Raw genomic sequence first — 20,089 nt, 5'->3', positions numbered from 1 at the left:
ATAGGTGCGGTTCCGGCCGCGCCCAGGGCAACGCGCTGAGACCTTTGATTTCCTGGGCTTCACCCACTACTGGGGGCAGTCACGCCACGGGCGCCTGATCATCAAGCGCAAGACGGCGAAGGACAGGTTTCGGCGCGGTCTCAAGCGAATTGCGCTCTGGTGCCGCTGGAGCCGACACTTGCCGATCCGAGAGCAGCATAGGCTGCTGAGGCGGAAGGTGCAGGGCCATTACGCCTACTACGGCATCCGGGGCAATATCCGAGCCCTCCAGCTGTTCCTCTACCGAGTACGGTTGGTGTGGGTGAAGTGGCTGAGACGCCGATCACAGCGAGCGTACTTCTCGTGGGCAAAGGCGGACCAGCTGTTCCAGCTGCTGCCTTTACCTGCTGCGCGGATCATGCAGCAGTGCTGAGCCTTCAGCGAAACTGATGATTGAGGAGCCGAGTGCGCTAATCGTGCATGCTCGGATCTGTGGGGGGGCCGGGTCGAGCAATCGCCTGGTCTACCGGGCGTCTCATCGTCGAACTCCACCGCCAGAAGCCGGTAAAGCTGGGCAAACTGTTCCACCGTTACACGGCCATTGGGAGCCTCGAGCAAGAACGGGGAGATGCCAGACAGCATCAAATAACGCGTGGCCGCTTGCCCGGTGGGAGCCAGGCCACGAAACAGCTCGTTGACAAAGTGCATGGAGACGGTAACGGTCACGCTTTTCCACCCTGTAAGTGCCACAAGACAGCCGTAGGCGTTGCCCCTTTTACGCTGGACGTTAGCACGTTGTACCGTCGGGCTCTATATGAGTGCACCGTTACAGGGATCCATGCGTTACACTGTGCGCCTCACGACGAAGGAGGACACTGCGTGACCCTGTTACGACTCGAACAGCTGCAACTCGCTTACGGCACCCAGGTACTATTGAATCGCGCCGACCTCACGGTTGAAAAGGGCGAGCGGTTGGCGCTGGTCGGGCGCAACGGCACCGGTAAATCCACCCTGTTGAAACTCGTGGCAGGCGACATCCAGGCGGACGACGGCACCATCTGGCGCGCGCCGGGGCTGAAAATCGGCGTGCTGGCCCAGGAGCTGCCCGAATCATCGGGCATGACGATTTTTGACATGGTGGCCCAGGGGCTGCCCGAAGCGGGCGAGCTGCTGTCGGAATACCAGCATCTGATCAACGACCCCGACCCGGACATGAACCGCATGGCCACGCTGCAAACGCGGCTGGAAGCGATTGATGGCTGGTCGTTCCATCAGCGTATCGACGTGGTGCTGACGCGCCTGGGCCTGCCGCCCGAAGCGGAGATGAGCGCGCTTTCCGGTGGCTGGCGTCGTCGCGTGGCGCTGGCCAGGGCGCTGGTGTCGGAACCGGACTTGCTGCTGCTGGATGAGCCCACCAACCACCTGGATCTGGATACGATTGCGTGGCTGGAAGAGCAACTGCTGGCGTTCAATGGCGCCGTGCTGCTGATCACCCACGACCGTGCCTTTCTGTCGAAGTTGGCCACCCATATTCTGGAACTGGACCGTGGCAAGCTGGGCCGCTACCCCGGCGTGTACGCGGAGTATCAAGAGCGCAAGCAGCACGAGCTGGAAATCGAATCGCGTGAAAATGCGCTGTTCGACAAGAAGCTGGCCCAGGAGGAGACCTGGATCCGTCAAGGAATCAAGGCGCGCCGAACCCGTAACGAAGGGCGCGTGCGGGCTCTGGAAGCGATGCGCAATGAGCGCAGCCAGCGCCGTGAGCGCCAGGGCACGGCCAACCTGACCGTGGACAGCGGCGAGCGCACGGGCAAGCGGGTGGTCGAGCTCAAGGGCGTTAGCCAGTATTTTGGCGACGGCACCATCTTGCGCAACGTCAATCTGGAAGTCATGCGCGGCGACCGTATCGGTTTCCTGGGTCGCAATGGCGCGGGCAAGACCACGCTGTTGAAAATCCTGCTGGGAGAGCTTGCTCCAAGCGAAGGCAGCGTGCAGCTGGGCACCAACCTAAAGGTGGCCTACTTTGACCAGCTTCGGGCGGGGCTGGAGCTGGAGAAAACCGTTTACGACAACGTGGCGCAGGGCAGTGATCGGGTCACTGTCGGCGGCAAGGACCGCCATGTGATGAGTTACTTGCAGGATTTCCTGTTCACGCCGGATCGTGTGCGTCAGCCGGTCAAGGCGCTGTCGGGGGGCGAGTCCAACCGCCTGCTGCTGGCCAAGCTGTTCACGCAGCCAGCCAACGTGCTGGTGCTTGATGAGCCCACCAACGACCTGGACATGGAAACCCTTGAGCTGCTCGAAGAGCTGCTGCTCGACTTCGATGGCACGCTGCTGCTGGTCTCCCACGACCGTACCTTCATGGACAACGTGGTGACCAGCATGCTGGCCTTCGAAGGGGAAGGGCGCGTGCGCGAGTACGTGGGAGGCTACACCGACTGGATTCGACAAGGTGGCAAGCTGCCCCCAGCCCCCTGGGAGGGTGCTGCCCGCCAGCAGACGGAGCCGACATCGGCACCTGCACCAGAAGTGGTCGAAAAACCCGTCAACGAGCCTGCCAGGAAGTCCGTGAAGCTCTCCTACAAGCTGCAGCGAGAGCTGGATGCGCTGCCTGCCGAAATAGAGCGGTTGGAGCAGGAAGTCGAGACGCTGGAGCAGGAAGTGGGCGATCCGGGGTTTTATCAGCAGGAAGCCACCGCCGTGACTGCCAGGCTGCAAGCCCTGGAAAAAGCGCAGCAGTCGCTGGAAACGGCAATGGAGCGCTGGATGGAACTGGAGGCGATGGCGAACGGCGAATAGCCCTCAAGGCGCTACAAAAAAGGCCCCGTAAGGGGCCTTTGGCGTTAGGGTCGGTCATGGCCGATCACTCGTCGCTTTTTTCGCCTTTCTTGCCGACGCGCACGGCCAGTACGTCGCACTGGGCGCCATGTAGCACGCCGGTGGACGTAGAGCCCAGTAGCAGGGCAAAGCCGTGGCGGCCGTGGGAACCCACCACGATGAGATCCACATTGTGCTCATCGGCAAAGCGATGGATCTCGGTATCGGGCATGCCCACCACCACGTGCTGGTCGGCGGGCTCGACGTGCGGAGCGGCAATGTCGGCCAGACGCTTTTTCGCGTGGTCGTCCAGCTGGTCCTGAATGCTGGTCAGATCCATGGGTATGTCGCCACCGTAGGCGAAGCCCAGCGGCTCCAGCGTGTGCATGATCGAGAGCTTGGCGCCGTTATTGCGTTCGGCAATCGCCACGGCGCGTTCAAGGATCTTGTGCGAGTCCTTGGTGAGGTCGACGGCGACCAGAATGTGGTGATAGCTCATGGCGTATCTCCTTGGTGGTATTTAACAAAGAGAAGCTTCGTTAGATAACCTTACTTTAGGCCGGGTAGTGGCGCTGCACAACGACCTGGATCATGGTTTTTTGCAATCGTTGCCCTGCACGGCAATGCAAGAGGTGGCTAAATGGAATGGTTGGTGATTGTTCTGATTCTGCTGTTCGTGATGGCGCCGGTGATGTGGCTCAAGCCCAGCCCCCGCCAGAAGCGCCAGATGGCGCTACGCGACAGTGCGCGGCAGCAGGGGGTGACCATCAAGATGGCCGTGCCGCCGCTGCATCATTTCAAAGGCACCATGCCAGCCTATCGGTGGCGGTTTGGCCAGGAGACGCCGGGGCCGGATTTCGTTCTGGTGCGCGATAGCCATGCCAGCGCGGCGCTGGAAGCCTTTCATGCTGGCTGGCGGTGGCGTATTGCGCCGCTGCGGCCACTGCCGGAGAGCGCAGACGTCACGCTGCGCACCTTGCTGGAGCGTTTGCCCCAGGATGCGCTGGTGCTGGAGTGCAACTCGTACGCCTTGACGCTATGGTGGTGGGAATCACAAACCGCCGAACGCTTTACCAGCTACCTGGGCGATATCATGACCTTGAAAGAGGCGCTGGGCGGCCTGTCAGACCGCCCTCCCGGCAAGGCGCTGTCGTCAGGCGGTCGACCCTCCTGACGAGATAGCTGTCCTGACGAGATAGCTGTCCTGACGAGATAGCTGTTCGCGGCCGCCGATGGATCATACCGCTGGCTTGTCCTGGTCTCTGGCCTGCATGGCCAGACCATTGGATTCGATTTGCGCCAGCCACTGGTCCAACTGGATCAGGTCGCTGTCGCTCAACCCGGCGAAGATCTCCTTGCGGGCGGCGAGCACTACGCTGTCGATCTGTTCCAGCAGCGGCATCGCCGCCGGGGTGAGATAAATGCGCTTGCTGCGACGGTCATTGTCACAGGCGCGTCGCTCCACCAGCCCCTGCTCTTCCAACTGTCCCAGCGTGCGCACCAGCGAAGGTGCCTCGACACCAATGGCCCGCGCCAGATCGCACTGCGGGTTGCCTTCGCCGAGCTTCCACAAGTGATAAAGCGTGACCCAGCGCGTTTGGGTCAGCCCCAGCGGTGCCAGCCTGCGGTCGATGATAGAGCGCCATAAATGGGGCAATCGGGCAATACGAAAACCAATAGTTGAAGCCATAGTCGCTAGCTACCAGAAAATGTGAGTGGGCGAATTGTCATAAGCTGCGCCGCTGAATGCAAGGCGTTATGCTAATCGGTGGCGTCGGGGGCCTGCTGGTCAGAGCGGCTGCCTGCCACGAATCGCCGTAAATTGAGCGCGCTTAATCCGCTGCGCTGAATGGTGCTGTCGGCCATGGAGGCCTGCTGCTCGTCATCCGAGACCGTGAAGCGGATCAGCCCCAATCGTTGTCCTCCTTCGGTCATGATGTCGACTCGCCAGTCCCCTGCGGGGTTTTCAGGGAAGTTGCGTTTATGGCTCCAGGCGCGATACCCCTGTTCACGGCCGCCGTTGATGGTCAGGGCAACGCGGTCCATGGGCGTACCATTATGATGCCAGGCATGATAAATGGTTTCGCTCAAGCCGCGTGGTGCGCGAATGGCGGTATATACGTAGAGCCCATGGGTGCGCAGGGCCTCGGGAGTCAGCGGAGTGGCACCCTGGGGCACGCGCTGCTGGGTATCGAAGGCAGGCGATAGCGCGCTGCCCGTCATCCACAGGCTGGCGGGGGGCACCCAGACGCGGCCAAGCCAAGCGCTGTAGGCCAGCACCATGGTCAAGGCAAGAAAACCACACCAGCGCGCCAAGCTGCGTTGCTTCAGCAGATGCCAGAAGCTGGGCAGGGCCACCAGGACGGTGAGCACCAGCGCCAGCAGCAGGCTTTGCCGGGTGGTCAGATGCAGCATGATCGGCAAGATCACCAGCAGGACCAGAAAGACGCATTGCGCATGAAACATGAAGTACAGGCTGCGCCATCGTCCGGCCAGCTTGTAATACAGTGGGTCGATGATCGACAGCACGGCCATGGCCATGACCAGCAGGGCAAACAGCGTCTGCCCGCTATTCCACACCGTGGTGATCAGGATGAACGGCAGGGTGAAAAACAGCGTCTCCTGGTGAATCATCTGGGCAATGAAAGAGGCAATGCCCTTGGGCAGGGTAGGGTGGCCGCGGCTGGCCAGCAGCCGCCCGATCAGGCTTTCCGACAGCAGCAGAAGCCAAGCCACCAGCAGCCCCACCGCCAAGGCCACTCCCAGCCACTGCTGACGATCCACCAGAAAAAAACTGCCCAGGCCTGCTGCAAATGCCATGGGCGGCCACAGCCAACTCCATGGTTTCAGGCGCTCTACAAGACGCTCGACCCAGGCCTGTACGGCCCGTGTCCGGGCGGGATTCAATAAAGTGCCCATCGTGTGATCGCTCGATTCAATCGTGAAGTGTGATGATTCCTTAGCATACGCACTCATTTCCGCATCCGTCGCAGTCTGCAGGACAAAAACGCAAAAATGATGGCAGCCACTCATGCGCTGCCGAGATTCATGTAAGGTCCCCACAAGGACTATGCTGAGGGCTGGATTAGCCAAAAGTCAGGGGTTGACGTACTCGAGCAACTCCACCAAGCTAAGGCAATCAAACGACCGTATGAATGCGCGGCGGGTTCGCCGAAGCTAACCTGCCCGACACTATGTGGAGAGAGCGCGAATGATCTATCAAGGCAATGCCATCACGGTGGAGCGTCGTGACACCCAAGGTGGCAATGATGTCGCAGTGCTCACTTTCGACCTGAAAGATGAGTCCGTCAACAAGCTTTCCAGTGCCGTGGTGGCGGAGCTGGGAGACGCGGTCAAGGCGCTGCAGGCCGAAAGTGGTGTGCAAGGTCTGATGATCCGCAGTGCCAAGGACGTGTTTATCGTCGGTGCCGACATTACTGAATTCCACAGCCTGTTCGACAAGGGCGAAGCGTACCTGGTGGAGATGAACCTCAAGGTCCACGATATCTTCAACGCCATCGAAGACCTGCCGTATCCCACCGTGACGGCGATCAATGGTCTGGCGCTGGGCGGCGGCTGTGAAGTGCTGTTGACCACCGACTATCGCGTGATGAGCGAGAAAGCCAGGATTGGCCTGCCGGAAACCAAGCTAGGCATTCTGCCAGGCTGGGGTGGCTGCGTGCGCCTGCCGCGTCTGATCGGGGCAGATAACGCCGTGGAGTGGATTGCCGGTGGCACCGAAAACCGTGCCGATGCCGCCTTGAAAGTAGGCGCCGTTGACGCCGCCGTTGCCCACGAGCTGCTGGAAGAGGCAGCGCTGGACATCCTCGACCGCGCCAATGCCGGTGAGCTGGATTACCAGGCCCGCCGCGAAGAGAAAACCTCTCCGCTGAAGCTCAACGCCATCGAGCAGATGATGGCCTTCGAAACCGCCAAAGGCTATGTGGCCGGTAAAGCAGGCCCGCACTACCCGGCACCCGTGGAAGCCATCAAGGTCATTCAGAAAGGGGCCGGAGAAACCCGTGCGCGTGCCCAGGCCATCGAAGCCAAGTCCTTCGCCAAGCTGGCGCTGAGCAGCGTTGCCTTCAACCTGGTGGGGCTGTTCCTCAACGATCAAGTGGTCAAGAAGAAAGGCAGCAAGTACGAGAAGCAGTCTCAGCCGGTCAAGCAGACTGCCGTGCTGGGCGCTGGCATCATGGGTGGCGGTATCGCCTACCAGAGTGCCAGCAAAGGCACCCCGATCCTGATGAAAGACATCAAGGACGATGCCATCGAGCTTGGCCTGAAAGAGGCTCGCAAACTGTTTTCCAAGCAGGTAGAGCGCAAGAAGCTCACCACTGAGCAAATGGCCGAGAAACTCTCCAACATCCGCCCGACGCTCTCTTACGGCGATTTCGGCAATGTCGATCTGGTGGTCGAAGCGGTGGTGGAAAACCCCAACGTCAAGGATGCGGTGCTGACCGAAGTAGAGGGCATGGTGGGTGAGAACACGATTCTTACCTCCAACACGTCCACCATTTCGATCAACCGTCTGGCGAAGAATCTGAAGCGCCCGGAAAACTTCTGCGGTATGCACTTCTTCAACCCCGTGCACCGCATGCCGCTGGTGGAAGTCATTCGTGGCGAGAAAACCTCCGACGCCGCCGTGGCCGCCACCGTGGCTTACGCCCGCGCCATGGGCAAAACGCCCATCGTGGTCAACGACTGCCCTGGCTTTTTGGTCAATCGCGTACTGTTCCCTTACTTCGGCGGCTTCAGCTTCCTGGTAGAGCAAGGGGCCGACTTCCAGCGTGTCGATAAGGTCATGGAGAAGTTTGGCTGGCCCATGGGCCCGGCCTACCTGCTGGACGTGGTCGGCATGGATACCGCCGTGCACGCCAACGAGGTGATGGCCGAAGGCTTCCCTGACCGTATGGCGCGTGAAGGCAAAACCGCCATTCAGGTGATGTATGACAACCAGCGCCTGGGCCAGAAGAACGACAAGGGCTTCTACGCCTACGAAGAGGACAAGAAGGGCAAGCCGAAGAAGGTCAGCGATGAGCAGGCCCATGCCCTCGTGAAAGACGTCGTGAAAGAGCAGAAAGAGTTTTCCGACGAAGACATCGTGGCGCGCATGATGGTGCCGCTGTGCCTGGAGACCGTACGTTGTCTGGAAGACGGCATCGTCGAGACGCCCGCAGAAGCCGATATGGCACTGATTTACGGCATTGGCTTCCCTCCCTTCCGCGGTGGCGCGCTGCGCTACATCGATGCGCTGGGCGTGGCCGAGTTCGTCGCTCTGGCCGACCGTTTGGCCGAAGAGTTGGGACCGCTCTACGCACCTACCGAGAAACTGCGCGCCATGGCTCAGAACAACGAGCAGTTCTACGCGGGCAACACGGCAAGCGCTCAGGCCTAAGTCACCACCCACAGGAGAAATATGATGAGTTTGAATCCGAGAGATATCGTGGTGGTGGACGGTGTTCGTACCGCCATGGCAAAAGCAAAGAACGGCGCTTTCCGTAACGTTCGTGCCGAGAACCTTTCCGCTGCCGTGATGCAGGCGCTGTTCAGCCGGAACCCCAACCTGGACCCGTCGGAAGTGGACGATGTGATCTGGGGCTGCGTCAACCAGACCTTGGAGCAGTCCATGAACATCGCCCGCAACGCGGCGATCATGACAGGCATTCCCCGTACCGTGCCTGCGCAAACGGTGAACCGTCTGTGTGGCTCCTCGATGACCGCGCTGCACATTGCGGCGGCCAACATCAAGGCCGGCATGGGCGACTTCTATGTGATTGGTGGCGTGGAGCACATGGAGCACGTGCCCATGGCCCACGGCGTGGACGTGAACCCGGCAGCCAGCAAGTACGCTGCCAAGGCGGCCATGATGATGGGCCTGACCGCCGAACTGCTGGGCAAGATGCACGGCATCTCCCGCGAAGACCAGGACAAGTTCGGCGTACGCTCGCATCAGCGCGCCCAGGCAGCCATGGAGAAGGGCTACTTCGATAACGAGATCATCGGTGTCGAAGGCCACGACCAGCGCGGCTTCAAGGTATTGGTGAAGAACGACGAAGTGATCCGTGCCGATGCCAGCCTGGAGTCCATGGCCAACCTGAAGCCGGTGTTCGACCCTCGCAGTGGCACCGTCACGGCCGGTACTTCATCGGCGCTGTCGGTGGGGGCCTCCGCCATGGCAGTGATGAGCTACGAGCGTGCCCAGGCGCTGGGGCTGGAGCCGATTGCCCGCGTGCTGTCGACCGGTGTGGCAGGCTGTGATGCCTCCATCATGGGCTACGGCCCGGTACCCGCGTCCAAAAAGGCCTTGAAAGCCGCTGGCCTGTCGGCAGCGGATATTCAAACCGTCGAGCTCAACGAGGCGTTTGCTGCCCAAGGGCTGCCGGTGCTCAAGGACCTGGGCTTCCTCGATGCCATGGACGAAAAGGTCAACCTGAACGGCGGTGCCATTGCCTTGGGCCACCCGCTGGGCTGCTCCGGTTCGCGGATCTGTACCACGCTGCTCAACGTGATGCAGCAGCGCGATACCACCTTGGGTTTGGCGACCATGTGTATCGGTATGGGCCAGGGCGTTGCCACGGTGTTCGAGCGTTTGAAATAACTGCCCGGCAGCCATGTGATCGCAAAACGGCACCTTAGGGTGCCGTTTTGCCGTTTGGAAGGGGGCGCTAATACGGCATCAAAACATGCCGCTATCCAGCCCGGCCGCTAGCGTCATGGCCAGCTCCTCGACCTGTGTGGCAAATGTCTCCTGCCACTCGCCTCGTAAGACCACCGGTTGCTGAACCCAGCGCCAGCGCAGCCCGGTCACGATGCTTTCCACGGCTCGCTGGGTGCCCGTGCCGTCGTGGCCAGCGCGAATGTAGAGCGCACAGGGCAAGCCCTGCTTCTCATCCAGTACTGGGTAGTAGCTACGGTCGAAAAAATCCTTCAGGGCACCGCTCATGTAGCCGAGGTTTTCGGTGGTGCCGAGCAGAACGGCGTCGCAGGCCAGCAGGTCGGCGGGCCCTGCTTCGAAGGGAGTTTTCACCGTGCAGACGACATGCTCGAGATCGGGGTGCTCTGCCCCTCGCCTGGCAGCTTCCCTCAAGGCTTGGGTATTGACGGAAGGGGCGTGAGCGACGATTAATAGCTGTTTCATGGCAAGGACCTGCGCAGTGGCGATTGGCGATGTACAGGGATGACAGAATGGCAGGCCGGGAAGCCAGAGCTTCAAGATTCCGCCCTGCACTCCTTATCCCAGCAGCACTTTCAGCTCATGACGCTGTTCGGCATGTTTGGCCGCGTTTTCGTTTTTCAGCTTTTCCAGATTAACGAGCTTCCAGCGCACAGCTGGCAGGCCCGCCGCCTGAGGGCGATCAATGGCATCAAAATCGGGCGCACCGTCATGTAGGCTTAGCAAGAATCGCACGAGGAGCGCGACCTGCGCTTCATAGGTTTCACGCGCCATCATTTACCTCCGCCTTTACAAACGCTTCCGGCACCATGATGCGATAGCGCGGATGTATCTTGCCCCCTTTTAACAGTGCGCGGTCGCCACTGCCAAGGTTGAACTCTGCAGGATCGAGACGCTTGCGCCAAGGGTGGTCATGGCGATCCGCAAAGACAAAGAACAACCGCTTGACCTTGATCTTCTTGCAACTGTGCAGCAACGCTGCCACTGTTTTTGGCCGCAGTGTCGTCAAGCTCTCGAATAGCATATCAAGGTTATGAAAACTCTCATGGTCGGGCAATTCGTCCATGGCTTCCATAATCGCCCGTTCGGGTGCCGACATGTTGAGCATCCAGTCCCATGGCAGCGTGTCTTCGGCGTTGATGTTGTTTCTGGCAAGCCCGACGGACGGGTCAGCGAATAGTGAAGTGTTGCGAGTCACGATGGGGGCGTTCAGTGGCAGTTTGCTTAGCCAGTTGGGTGTGGCGTTGCCATATACCCAGACAGGCGCACTGCTACCTAGACGCAGGTAGTGATCGTAGCCCTGTTGGGCAAGTGCCGTTGTGCCACCCACATGGATGTTATGGCGCATAATATGCTGCATGGAAAGCAGGCAAGTTTTCCAATCGATTGCGCCAGAGGTTGTTGCGTTCGGCGCAGGGCGCCGGAAAACGCCGCGGTTAACGCGCTCAAGCCAGCCGTTAACAACGTACTTCCGCGCAAGGAAACGGCTGATACCGTGGCGTTCGAGCCATGCGGTATCGACCATGAACCCTGACGGGATGGCTTCAAGCACTTTCTTTAGCTTTTTTTCTTTAGGTGTACTCATGGTTTACAAATTAGCATTTTGCTAAATTCTTTGCGATATGTCGATTTTGAATTTTTAAAAACAAGTGTACTATAAGGTCACAAAAAACATGTTTTTTAAATAGTTGCGGCGGCAAGGTGAATTGCCAGCTGGACCGCCGTTAAAGTCAGCGCCCGTCTGTACCCTGGATCCCACCGAGCGCTGGGAACGCAGGGCACCCCGCCTTTTGGCATTGCTTCATCGCCGTGATCGGCGATTGATGATGCAGCGCTTCTACCGTGTGATTTAAAGTGCTACGTTTATTTTATGAATCCAGGCTTCTCGCATGCCGTGAGCGGCCGTGGCGTATGGGTAAAGTATCTGAGCTATGGATTCTCCTCGGGCAAGAGCTCATGCCAGGATTTACTTTACTCCGGGTCCAGGCATGGGACGAGTATCAAGATAAAGGGACAATCTGTTGAAAGCTCAACAAGGGAAGCGAGTCATGTATCTGCAGGCCAGGAGCGTGGGGAAGAGAGTAGGGAAGGTGGCGGGGAAGCGCGTGGGGAAAGCGGCAGCATGGGCAGCCGTGCTGCTGTTGGTGGGGTGTGCAGGCCAGCCCTCGCCCTCCAGTAGCGCAGGGGAGTCTCCTTCGACGGTGGAGCCTGCGGTATCGCCCGTGACACCCTCGGCCACGCGTGCGTCCACCTCGCCGGTCACGGATTGGGTGCCGCCGCTGCTGGCCAGCCCTGAAGAAGAAGCGGCTTACTATGTCAGCCGCTTGGCAGACCGCAGTTTCGTTTCGCAATATGGTGGTCCGGATAACCCTCGCCCCTGGTACATCGCCGCTGAGCGGCTGGGTGAGATCGGGGCGCCCGCAGTGCCACTTCTGCTGGCCAGGCTCAATACTCAGGATGCCTACGAGCTGATGCTGGTGCTATATGCCCTGCACCTGGCCACGCAAGATCCGCTGATCACTTTCAAGACCCGCGGGGAGTCCGTGCAGCTGCCGGGGGTGCTGGACGAGCGCATGAATGCCGACAATCGGCGCCTCGTCGAAGAGTGGCAGCAGCGTCATGCGGCGGCGTTGGATTTAGGTTAAGGGCCTGGCTACATTGATGAGTTGAACCTACGAACGACGACTTGGAGATGACAATGGGATTTGCATTATCTTCCATGCAGGTCAGCAGCACCGCCTTTGGCCAGCATCAGGCCATTCCTGCCAAACATACCGGTGAAGGCGAGGACATCTCACCCGACCTGGCCTGGCAGGGTGCACCTGAAGGAACCCAAGGCTATGCGGTGATCTGTCACGATCCCGATGCCCCGCTGGTGAAAGAGGGCAGCTACGGTTTCGTACATTGGGTGCTGTATAACTTGCCGGGCGATATGACGTCGCTGGAAGAGAATACCACCCAAGGAACCGTGGGCATGTCCGATTTCGGCAAGCCCGGCTATGGCGGCCCAATGCCCCCGGAAGGCCATGGTAGCCACCTCTACTATTTCTGGGTGCTGGCGCTGGACCAGGCAACCACGCTTCCCGAAGGGCTGACGCTGCCCGAGCTGCTGCGTGCCGTCGAGCCGCACCTGCTGGGCATGAATCGGCTGGTCGGTACCTACCAGCGCGACTGACCTCTCTCTTCAGGCTGGAGCATTGTGCCCAAGCCGTGTAGGCTCCACCGCTTTCTACGCCCTGTAGATGACCCGATAGCGATGGAGCCTTTTCATGAGTGACTTTCCCAACTGTCCCGCCTGCGCCTCTGAATTCACTTATGACGACGGCCTGCAACTTGTGTGCCCGGAGTGTGGTCACGAGTGGTCGAAAAATGGTGAAGAGGAAGCCGAATCAGCCAGCTCCGGTATCCGGGATGCCAACGGCAACCCGCTAGCCGATGGCGACACGGTGACCGTGATCAAGGATCTCAAGGTGAAGGGCAGCTCGCTGGTGGTCAAGGTGGGCACTCGGGTCAAGAATATCCGCCTGGTGTCCGGTGATCACGACATCGACTGCAAGATAGACGGCATTGGCCCGATGAAATTGAAGTCCATGTTCGTCAAGAAAGCCTGACCCCCAACGCCTGCGATCAGTTCGCGGGCGTTTTCTTGACAGGCTGTCATAGTTTTTCTGAATGAGAATGATTGGCTTTTTTGATGTTATCAGCGGCGAACGTGTCACGAAGTGGTGACTTTTGCGAAGGATTTTGCAGAAGGGCTTCACATCATTTTTATACAGGACTAAAATGGTCCCCAATTGACGGGTAAGCCTTTAAATCACACGGGTCATCACACACGGGAGTCACCATGCTCAAGCTTTCTCGGCTGACCGACTATGCGGCGGTGGTGATGGCGCAAATTGCGCGCCATCCGAACACTTCCCATGCCGCCGCCGATCTGGCCGAAGCCGTTCAGCTGCCGCACCCGACCGTGAGCAAGACGCTTAAAATGCTGGTTAAAGCCGGGTTGCTGGAGTCCCAGCGCGGTGCTCAGGGCGGGTATCGGCTGGCACGCCCTGCCTCGCGGATTACCGCCGCCGATATCATCAGCGCCATCGAAGGCCCCGTGGCCATGACCGAGTGCAGCCAGGCGGAAGGCGAGTGCGACCTGGTGGCTACCTGCGGTGTGGCCGACAACTGGCAGCGCGTATCCCTGGCCATTCGCACGCTGCTGGAGAGCGTCACCCTGGCGCACCTCGCCGACACTGCTCCCATCAAGCTGCCCGTTCAGCTACCCATTCAAAGCATTACGCTATCGGCGGCTTCCGCGTAAGTCGCAACCACATTCACTCATATTGACGGCGAGCTCAACTCGCCACCCAACTGCCCGGAGGGTATCACCATGGCAAGCGAAGAAATGGAACAGTTGGTTCGTCGCGAGTACAAAGATGGCTTTGTCACCGATATCGAAAGCGACACACTGCCACCTGGCCTGGATGAAAACACCATCGCCTTCATTTCCAAAAAGAAGGGCGAGCCGGAATGGATGCTGGAGTGGCGTCTGGATGCCTATCGTCAGTGGCTGAAAATGGAAGAGCCCTCCTGGGCACACCTCAACTATCCGCCCATCGATTATCAGGCGATCTCCTACTTCAGCGCGCCAAAGCGCCCGGAAGACCGCCCTCAAAGCCTCGATGAGGTAGACCCCAAGCTGTTGGAAACCTATGAGAAGCTGGGTATCCCGCTGCACGAGCGTGCTGCCCTGGCAGGCGTGGCGGTCGATGCGGTATTCGATTCGGTGTCGGTAGCTACCACGTTCAAGAAAGAGCTGGCGGAAGCCGGGGTCATTTTCTGCTCCATCTCGGAAGCCATCCGCGACTACCCGGAGCTGATCAAGCAGTATCTGGGCACCGTCGTACCGGTCGCCGACAACTACTTCGCTGCGCTGAACTCTGCGGTGTTCACCGACGGCTCGTTCGTCTTCGTGCCGGAAGGCGTCACTTGCCCGATGGAGCTGTCCACCTACTTCCGTATCAACGCGGCCAATACCGGGCAGTTCGAGCGTACTTTGGTCATTTGTGAAAGCCGTGCCCAGGTCTCCTATCTTGAAGGCTGCACGGCGCCCATGCGCGACGAAAACCAGCTGCACGCGGCGGTGGTCGAGCTGGTGGCACTGGATGATGCTTACATCAAGTACTCCACCGTTCAGAACTGGTACCCCGGGGATGAAGAGGGCAAGGGCGGTATCTACAACTTCGTGACCAAGCGCGGTGACTGCCGTGGTGAGCGCTCGCGTATCAGTTGGACACAGGTGGAAACCGGCTCGGCGATTACCTGGAAATACCCCTCTTGCGTGCTGCGCGGCAAGGACAGCATCGGTGAGTTCTACTCGGTGGCCGTGACCAACGGGCGCCAGCAGGCGGATACCGGCACCAAGATGATCCATATCGGTGAGGGCACACGCTCCTACATCGTGGCCAAGGGCATCTCGGCGGGCAAGAGTGATCAGTCCTATCGCGGTATGGTCAAGATCGGCCCGCGCGCTAAAGGCGCACGTAACTTTACCCAGTGCGATTCGCTGCTGATTGGCGACAAGTGCGGTGCCCACACTTTCCCGTACCAGGAAATCGGCAACAGCACGGCGACCATCGAGCACGAAGCCACCACGTCGAAAATCGGTGAAGACCAGCTGTTCTACTGCCAGAGCCGCGGCATCTCGGAAGAAGATGCGGTGAGCATGATCGTGAACGGCTTCTGCAAGGATGTCTTCCAGGAGCTGCCGATGGAGTTTGCGGTAGAAGCGGAAGCACTGTTGAACGTCACTCTTGAAGGTGCGGTGGGCTAACCGCGCAGGCATCCCCCTATTTTTTAAAAGGCGATTACTATGTTGCAAGTGAATGATTTACACGTCACCGTCGACGGCAAAGAGATTCTGAAAGGCCTGACGCTCACCATCAATGCCGGTGAAGTGCATGCCATCATGGGCCCCAACGGCGCGGGTAAATCCACCTTGTCAGCGGTCATTGCGGGCAAGGATGGCTACGAAGTCACCCAAGGCACCATCACCTTCGAAGGCCAGGACGTGCTGGAAATGGAAATCGAAGAGCGCGCCCAGGCGGGCCTGCTGCTGGGTTTCCAGTACCCCGTTGAGATCCCGGGGGTGAAGAACATTTACCTGCTGAAGTCGGCGCTGAATGCGCAGCGCGCTGCCCGTGGTGAAGGCGAGATGCCCGCCCCAGAGTTCATGAAGCTGGTCAAAGAGAAGCTGAACTTCATGAAAATGGATGCCAGCTTCCTGCAGCGCGCGGTCAACGAAGGCTTCTCCGGCGGTGAAAAGAAGCGTAACGAAATCCTGCAGATGCTGGTGCTGCAGCCCAAGCTGGCCATGCTGGACGAAATCGACTCCGGTCTGGACATCGACGCCATGAAGGTCGTGGCCGATGGGGTCAACAGCCTGCGCGCCGAAGAGCGTGCCATTCTGCTGGTCACGCACTACCAGCGCCTGCTGGACTACATCGTGCCCGACAAGGTCCACGTCCTGATGGATGGTCGTATCGTCAAGACCGGTGACGCGGCGTTGGCCAAAGAGCTGGAGGCCAACGGTTACGAAGGCATCGAGGAGTCCGTGGCATGAGCGAGACACAAACCTTTCTGGATACGCTGGCGGCGCGCAGCCAACAGCGTGGCGCAGAGCCCAGCTGGATGGCCGCACGCCGCCAGGCGGGGGCTGCACGCTTCGAGGCGATGGGCTTTCCTACCCGTCGCGATGAAGAGTGGAAATACACCGACGTGCGCGCCATTGCTCAGGGAAATTTCGCCCTGGCCGATAACGCCGAGTTCTCCCAGGCGCAGGCGGCTGCGCTGACACTGCCACTGGAAGCCTATCGCCTGACCTTCGTCGATGGCGTATTTTCGGCGGCGCTGTCTGACCTGGAAGGCCTGCCTTCCAGCGTGCAGGTCATGCCGCTCTCCAAAGCGCTCAGCGACAACCATGAAGCGGTGGGTGGCCCGTTGGGTCGTTTGACCGGCGTGGAGTTCTCGCCCTTCTCGGCGCTCAACACCGCGTTCGTGGAAGAAGGGGCCGTGGTGCGTATTGCGCCCGGCACGGTAGTGGAAAAGCCGATTCTGCTGCAGTTTCTCTCACGGGCCGGGGCGCCGGTCATGAGCCACCCGCGGGTGCTGGTCGAAGCGGCTGGGCGCAGTGAAGCCACGCTGATCGAGCACTACGTGGGGGAAGCCGATGCTGCCAACTTCACCAACGTGGTGGGTGAGCTGATGCTGGACCGTGGTGCGATCCTCAACCACTACAAGCTTCAGGAAGCTCCGCTGGGCGATCTGCACATTGCCAGTATCCACGTGGAGCAGAGTCGCGACAGCCGCTACACCTCCTACAACCTGAATCTGGGCGGTGCGCTGGTGCGCAACGACCTGATTTGCGAGCTGGACGGCCAGGGCGCCGAAAGCAACCTGTACGGGCTGTTCTTCGGTCAGGGTCGCCAGCACGTGGATAACCACACCAAGGTCAACCACAACGCGCCGCTGACGTTCTCCAACGAGAACTACAAGGGCATTCTGGATGACCGCGCGCAGGGCGTCTTCAACGGCCGGGTATACGTCAAGCGCGACAGCCAGAAAATCGAAGGCTTCCAGAGCAACCAGAACCTGCTGCTCTCCGACCGCGCGCAAATCAACGCCAAGCCGGAGTTGGAAATCTACGCCGATGACGTCAAGTGCTCCCACGGCACCACCACGGGCCAGCTGGATGAAGAAGCCGTCTATGCGCTGCGTACACGGGGTATCGACGAAGCCACGGCGCGCGGCCTGCTGACGCTGGCCTTTGCCGGTGAAGTGCTGGAACAGGTCACGCTGGATGCCATTGCCGAGCGAGTCGAGCTGGCGGTGGCAGGCAAGCTGCCCGAGCGCTTCAACCTGGCAGGGCTGGTGGAAGCAGCGGCTGCGCTGAACGATTAATCAAGGAGTCCCCCATGCCCCAGAGCGTGATTGAGAAAGCGACCACGGCCAGCACAGCCGCCTACGATATCGAGGCCCTGCGCCGCGAATTCCCCGTGCTCCAGCGGGAAGTGCACGGCAAGCCGCTGGTCTATCTGGACAATGCTGCTACCAGCCAGACTCCCCAGGCGGTCATCGACGTGTTTGGCGACTACTACGCTCGCTACAACGCCAACATCCACCGTGGGCTGCACACCCTGGCGGATGAGGCGACGGCCGCGTTCGAAGCGACACGTCATCGCGCCAGGGACTTTCTCAATGCCGAAGATGCTCGCCAGATCATCTTCACCCGGGGCACCACAGAGGCGATCAATCTGGTCGCCCAGAGCTGGGGCAGAAGCCAGCTGCAGGCGGGCGACGAAGTGCTCATCTCGATGCTGGAGCACCACTCCAATATCGTGCCTTGGCAGCTGTTGGCCGCCGAGCGTGGTTTCACCATCAAGGTGATCCCGGTAGACGCTCATGGTGCGCTGGACATGGACGCCTATCGCACACTGCTCAACGAGCGTACCCGGCTGGTGGCGGTGAATCATGTGTCCAATGCGCTGGGGACCATCAACCCGGTCAAGGAAATGGCCGCGTTGGCCCATCAGCAGGGCGCACTGATTCTGGTCGACGGTGCCCAGGCAACGCCGCATCAAAAAGTGGATGTTCAGGACATCGACGCCGACTTCTACGCCTTCTCCGGCCACAAGGTGTACGGCCCCACGGGCGTGGGCGTGCTGTATGGCAAGGCAGCGCTGCTGGAGGCCATGCCCCCTTGGCAGGGGGGCGGCGAGATGATCAAGACCGTCTCGTTCGACGTGGGTACGACCTTCGCGGACATTCCCCACAAGTTCGAAGCCGGCACACCTGCCATTGCGGAAGTGATTGCGCTGGGGCGTGCGCTGCAGTGGATGGAGGATGTAGGGGTCGAGGCCATTGGCGATTGGGAAGCCGTGCTGTTGACCCATGCCACTCGGGCCGTCAGCCACATCGACGGGCTGCGCATTCTAGGCACTGCGCCGCACAAGGCTGGGGTGCTGTCATTCGTGGTGGAGGGCGCCCACTCCCAGGATATCGGGCTGCTGATCGACCAGTTGGGTGTGGCGATTCGTACGGGGCATCACTGTGCGCAGCCGCTGCTCCACCATTTTGGCGTCGAGGCTACCTGTCGCGCCTCGTTTGCAGCGTATAATACCCTGCAAGAGGTCGATGCGTTCGTTGCGGCGCTGAACCGTGTGATCCAAATGGTACGCTAAGGACATCTATGGATATCGAGCAAGTGGCCAGCCTCGAACGAGGCCAGAAACTGCCGCTACAGCGTGATGTAGAAGCCATTGCCATTCCGTTCGGCAAGACGGATACGCTGGCAGAAGATAGCGTGGTCAGTGTCATGCAGGCGAAAGGCAGCACGGTCAGCGTAGGGTTCGAGGGGCGGCTGTATCTCATCGAGGGCCGCAATCTCGATGCGCTGGGGCTGGAACCATTGCCGCGGCCCACGCTGCCCGAGTCAGCCAGCGATGACGAGATCGAGCAGTTCGTCTGGGATCAGCTGCGTACCTGCTTCGATCCGGAAATTCCGGTCAATATCGTTGATCTGGGGCTGGTATACGGATGCCGTATCGAACGCTTGATCAGCGGTGAGCGTATCGTCACCATCCGCATGACGCTGACCGCTCCCGGTTGTGGCATGGGCGACGTGATTGCCGCTGATGCGCGCAACAAGATTCTGGGGGCGCCGCAGATCAGCAAGGTGCATACCGAGATCGTCTTCAGCCCCGCCTGGAGTCGTGACATGATGAGCGATGAAGCCAAGCTTGAGCTCGGCATGTTCTAACCCCTGCTGGGGAGCTGGATGCACAGCCTGTTATTTCGTTGGGTAAAGCGTTTTCTGCTGTCGCTGGTTGCCATGGTGCTGCTGGCGGCTTTGCTATTGGCGGCAGGCAACGCCTGGGTACTACTGAGCACCTCGCGCTATATCCATACGCAAGTGCCCGAGTGCCGTCCAACGGATGTCGCTATCGTGTTTGGCACCTCTCACTGGACGCGTAGCGGGCTGCGTAACCCTCATTTTCATGCGCGTATGCGCACCTCGGCGCGTTTGATAGCCGATGAGCGCGTGCAGCATCTGCTGCTCTCCGGGGATAACCGCACCCAGGCCTACAACGAGCCCCGAGCCATGTGGCGCGACCTTTATCGGCGAGGAGTGCCGGCCGACAGGTTGACCATGGATTTCGCGGGCTTCAGCACTTACGACACCATGGTGCGTGCGCGGCATGTATTTCAGCTGGAGCAGGCGCTGTTGGTGACCCAGAGCTGGCACTTGCCACGGGCGATATTCATTGGCCGTTCGCTGGGGATGGATGTGACTGGCTGTGTAGCAGAAGAGCAGCCCTCGGCGGGCGAGTGGCGGCTCAAGGTGCGTGAGTGGTTGGCGCGCATGGCGACGCTGGGAGATCTTTACCTGTGGGGCCGGGAGCCTCACTTTCTGGGGCCAGCGGAGCCCATCGTGCTGAGCCGTGATCGGCTGCCCCTGGAGCCGCCATCTGCGACTTCTGACGTGCTGATCGATCTGGAAGGCGTGCGCCTGCTCTATCCAGAGCTCCCCGTGTTTAACGAGCCGTTTGACGAGCCGTGACGGCCGCCAAA

At 60.1% G+C, this 20,089-nt stretch carries 21 protein-coding genes; 14 read left to right on the top strand and 7 right to left on the bottom strand.

The window, feature by feature from the left end; genetic code table 11:
• Positions 1 to 279: 279 nt before the first annotated feature.
• Positions 280 to 705 carry an AraC family transcriptional regulator gene (locus tag HSS18214_RS19465; protein ID WP_237718590.1) on the bottom strand — a complete coding sequence of 142 codons (426 nt, stop codon included), beginning with the start codon at positions 703 to 705 and terminating at the stop codon, positions 280 to 282.
• A gap of 153 nt (positions 706 to 858) precedes the next feature.
• On the opposite strand from HSS18214_RS19465, the gene HSS18214_RS0105385 reads away from it, so the two are divergent.
• Positions 859 to 2,778 carry an ATP-binding cassette domain-containing protein gene (locus HSS18214_RS0105385; RefSeq protein WP_016914282.1) on the top strand — a complete coding sequence of 640 codons (1,920 nt, stop codon included), beginning with the start codon at positions 859 to 861 and terminating at the stop codon, positions 2,776 to 2,778.
• Between the two features lie 64 nt (positions 2,779 to 2,842).
• Here the strand turns inward: HSS18214_RS0105385 and HSS18214_RS0105380 are convergent, their stop codons facing one another.
• Positions 2,843 to 3,295 (bottom strand): universal stress protein, encoded by a 453-nt coding sequence (locus HSS18214_RS0105380; RefSeq protein ID WP_016914281.1) that lies wholly within the window; start codon positions 3,293 to 3,295, stop codon positions 2,843 to 2,845.
• A gap of 141 nt (positions 3,296 to 3,436) precedes the next feature.
• Between HSS18214_RS0105380 and HSS18214_RS0105375 the strand changes: the two genes are divergently transcribed.
• Positions 3,437 to 3,970: a hypothetical protein gene (locus HSS18214_RS0105375; RefSeq protein WP_016914280.1), complete on the top strand. Its 534-nt coding sequence runs from the start codon at positions 3,437 to 3,439 to the stop codon at positions 3,968 to 3,970.
• 63 nt (positions 3,971 to 4,033) lie between these two features.
• Here HSS18214_RS0105375 and slyA read toward each other — a convergent pair whose 3' ends face one another.
• Both slyA and HSS18214_RS0105365 read right to left on the bottom strand, forming a co-directional pair.
• Entirely contained in the window at positions 4,034 to 4,486 is a 453-nt protein-coding gene (slyA, locus tag HSS18214_RS0105370; RefSeq protein WP_016914279.1) for a transcriptional regulator SlyA, read from the bottom strand.
• 71 nt (positions 4,487 to 4,557) lie between these two features.
• A complete protein-coding gene (locus HSS18214_RS0105365; RefSeq protein ID WP_026001745.1) occupies positions 4,558 to 5,715 on the bottom strand; it encodes a DUF5924 family protein in 1,158 nt (385 codons plus the stop codon).
• A gap of 292 nt (positions 5,716 to 6,007) precedes the next feature.
• Between HSS18214_RS0105365 and fadB the strand changes: the two genes are divergently transcribed.
• Both fadB and fadA read left to right on the top strand, forming a co-directional pair.
• On the top strand, positions 6,008 to 8,194 hold the full coding sequence (gene fadB, locus HSS18214_RS0105360) for a fatty acid oxidation complex subunit alpha FadB (RefSeq protein WP_016914277.1): 2,187 nt from the start codon (positions 6,008 to 6,010) through the stop codon (positions 8,192 to 8,194).
• A 24-nt stretch (positions 8,195 to 8,218) separates the two neighbouring features.
• Positions 8,219 to 9,397: an acetyl-CoA C-acyltransferase FadA gene (gene fadA, locus HSS18214_RS0105355; protein ID WP_016914276.1), complete on the top strand. Its 1,179-nt coding sequence runs from the start codon at positions 8,219 to 8,221 to the stop codon at positions 9,395 to 9,397.
• Between the two features lie 78 nt (positions 9,398 to 9,475).
• Here the strand turns inward: fadA and HSS18214_RS0105350 are convergent, their stop codons facing one another.
• The 3 genes from HSS18214_RS0105350 to HSS18214_RS0105340 form a co-directional block, all read right to left on the bottom strand.
• Positions 9,476 to 9,937 (bottom strand): flavodoxin family protein, encoded by a 462-nt coding sequence (locus tag HSS18214_RS0105350; protein ID WP_016914275.1) that lies wholly within the window; start codon positions 9,935 to 9,937, stop codon positions 9,476 to 9,478.
• 93 nt (positions 9,938 to 10,030) lie between these two features.
• Positions 10,031 to 10,249 (bottom strand): hypothetical protein, encoded by a 219-nt coding sequence (locus HSS18214_RS0105345; protein WP_016914274.1) that lies wholly within the window; start codon positions 10,247 to 10,249, stop codon positions 10,031 to 10,033.
• Positions 10,236 to 11,057 (bottom strand): type IV toxin-antitoxin system AbiEi family antitoxin, encoded by an 822-nt coding sequence (locus HSS18214_RS0105340; protein WP_016914273.1) that lies wholly within the window; start codon positions 11,055 to 11,057, stop codon positions 10,236 to 10,238. Before HSS18214_RS0105340 ends, HSS18214_RS0105345 begins: the two co-directional genes overlap by 14 nt.
• A gap of 505 nt (positions 11,058 to 11,562) precedes the next feature.
• On the opposite strand from HSS18214_RS0105340, the gene HSS18214_RS0105335 reads away from it, so the two are divergent.
• From HSS18214_RS0105335 to HSS18214_RS0105290, 10 genes are all read left to right on the top strand, one after another.
• A complete protein-coding gene (locus tag HSS18214_RS0105335) occupies positions 11,563 to 12,117 on the top strand; it encodes a hypothetical protein (RefSeq protein ID WP_016914272.1) in 555 nt (184 codons plus the stop codon).
• A gap of 53 nt (positions 12,118 to 12,170) precedes the next feature.
• Positions 12,171 to 12,647, top strand: coding sequence for a YbhB/YbcL family Raf kinase inhibitor-like protein (locus HSS18214_RS0105330; protein WP_026001743.1), 477 nt, complete (start codon positions 12,171 to 12,173; stop codon positions 12,645 to 12,647).
• A gap of 94 nt (positions 12,648 to 12,741) precedes the next feature.
• Positions 12,742 to 13,083, top strand: coding sequence for a zinc ribbon domain-containing protein YjdM (locus tag HSS18214_RS0105325; RefSeq protein WP_016914270.1), 342 nt, complete (start codon positions 12,742 to 12,744; stop codon positions 13,081 to 13,083).
• 233 nt (positions 13,084 to 13,316) lie between these two features.
• On the top strand, positions 13,317 to 13,781 hold the full coding sequence (locus HSS18214_RS0105320; RefSeq protein WP_016914269.1) for an SUF system Fe-S cluster assembly regulator: 465 nt from the start codon (positions 13,317 to 13,319) through the stop codon (positions 13,779 to 13,781).
• 69 nt (positions 13,782 to 13,850) lie between these two features.
• Positions 13,851 to 15,293, top strand: a complete 1,443-nt coding sequence (sufB, locus tag HSS18214_RS0105315; RefSeq protein WP_016914268.1) for a Fe-S cluster assembly protein SufB — start codon at positions 13,851 to 13,853, stop codon at positions 15,291 to 15,293.
• A 39-nt stretch (positions 15,294 to 15,332) separates the two neighbouring features.
• Positions 15,333 to 16,082 carry a Fe-S cluster assembly ATPase SufC gene (sufC, locus tag HSS18214_RS0105310; RefSeq protein WP_016914267.1) on the top strand — a complete coding sequence of 250 codons (750 nt, stop codon included), beginning with the start codon at positions 15,333 to 15,335 and terminating at the stop codon, positions 16,080 to 16,082.
• Entirely contained in the window at positions 16,079 to 17,419 is a 1,341-nt protein-coding gene (sufD, locus tag HSS18214_RS0105305) for a Fe-S cluster assembly protein SufD (RefSeq protein ID WP_016914266.1), read from the top strand. Before sufC ends, sufD begins: the two co-directional genes overlap by 4 nt.
• Positions 17,420 to 17,433: 14 nt before the next feature.
• On the top strand, positions 17,434 to 18,699 hold the full coding sequence (locus HSS18214_RS0105300; RefSeq protein ID WP_016914265.1) for an aminotransferase class V-fold PLP-dependent enzyme: 1,266 nt from the start codon (positions 17,434 to 17,436) through the stop codon (positions 18,697 to 18,699).
• A gap of 8 nt (positions 18,700 to 18,707) precedes the next feature.
• Positions 18,708 to 19,277, top strand: a complete 570-nt coding sequence (sufT, locus tag HSS18214_RS0105295) for a putative Fe-S cluster assembly protein SufT (protein WP_016914264.1) — start codon at positions 18,708 to 18,710, stop codon at positions 19,275 to 19,277.
• A gap of 18 nt (positions 19,278 to 19,295) precedes the next feature.
• Positions 19,296 to 20,078 carry a SanA/YdcF family protein gene (locus HSS18214_RS0105290; protein WP_016914263.1) on the top strand — a complete coding sequence of 261 codons (783 nt, stop codon included), beginning with the start codon at positions 19,296 to 19,298 and terminating at the stop codon, positions 20,076 to 20,078.
• The last annotated feature ends 11 nt before the right edge of the window (positions 20,079 to 20,089 follow it).

The organism is Vreelandella stevensii S18214 (genome assembly GCF_000275725.1).
GTDB classification, from domain to species: Bacteria; Pseudomonadota; Gammaproteobacteria; order Pseudomonadales; family Halomonadaceae; genus Vreelandella; species Vreelandella stevensii.
Note: the sequence above shows the minus strand (reverse complement) of the source record. Positions and strands in the feature narration are given on the sequence as shown.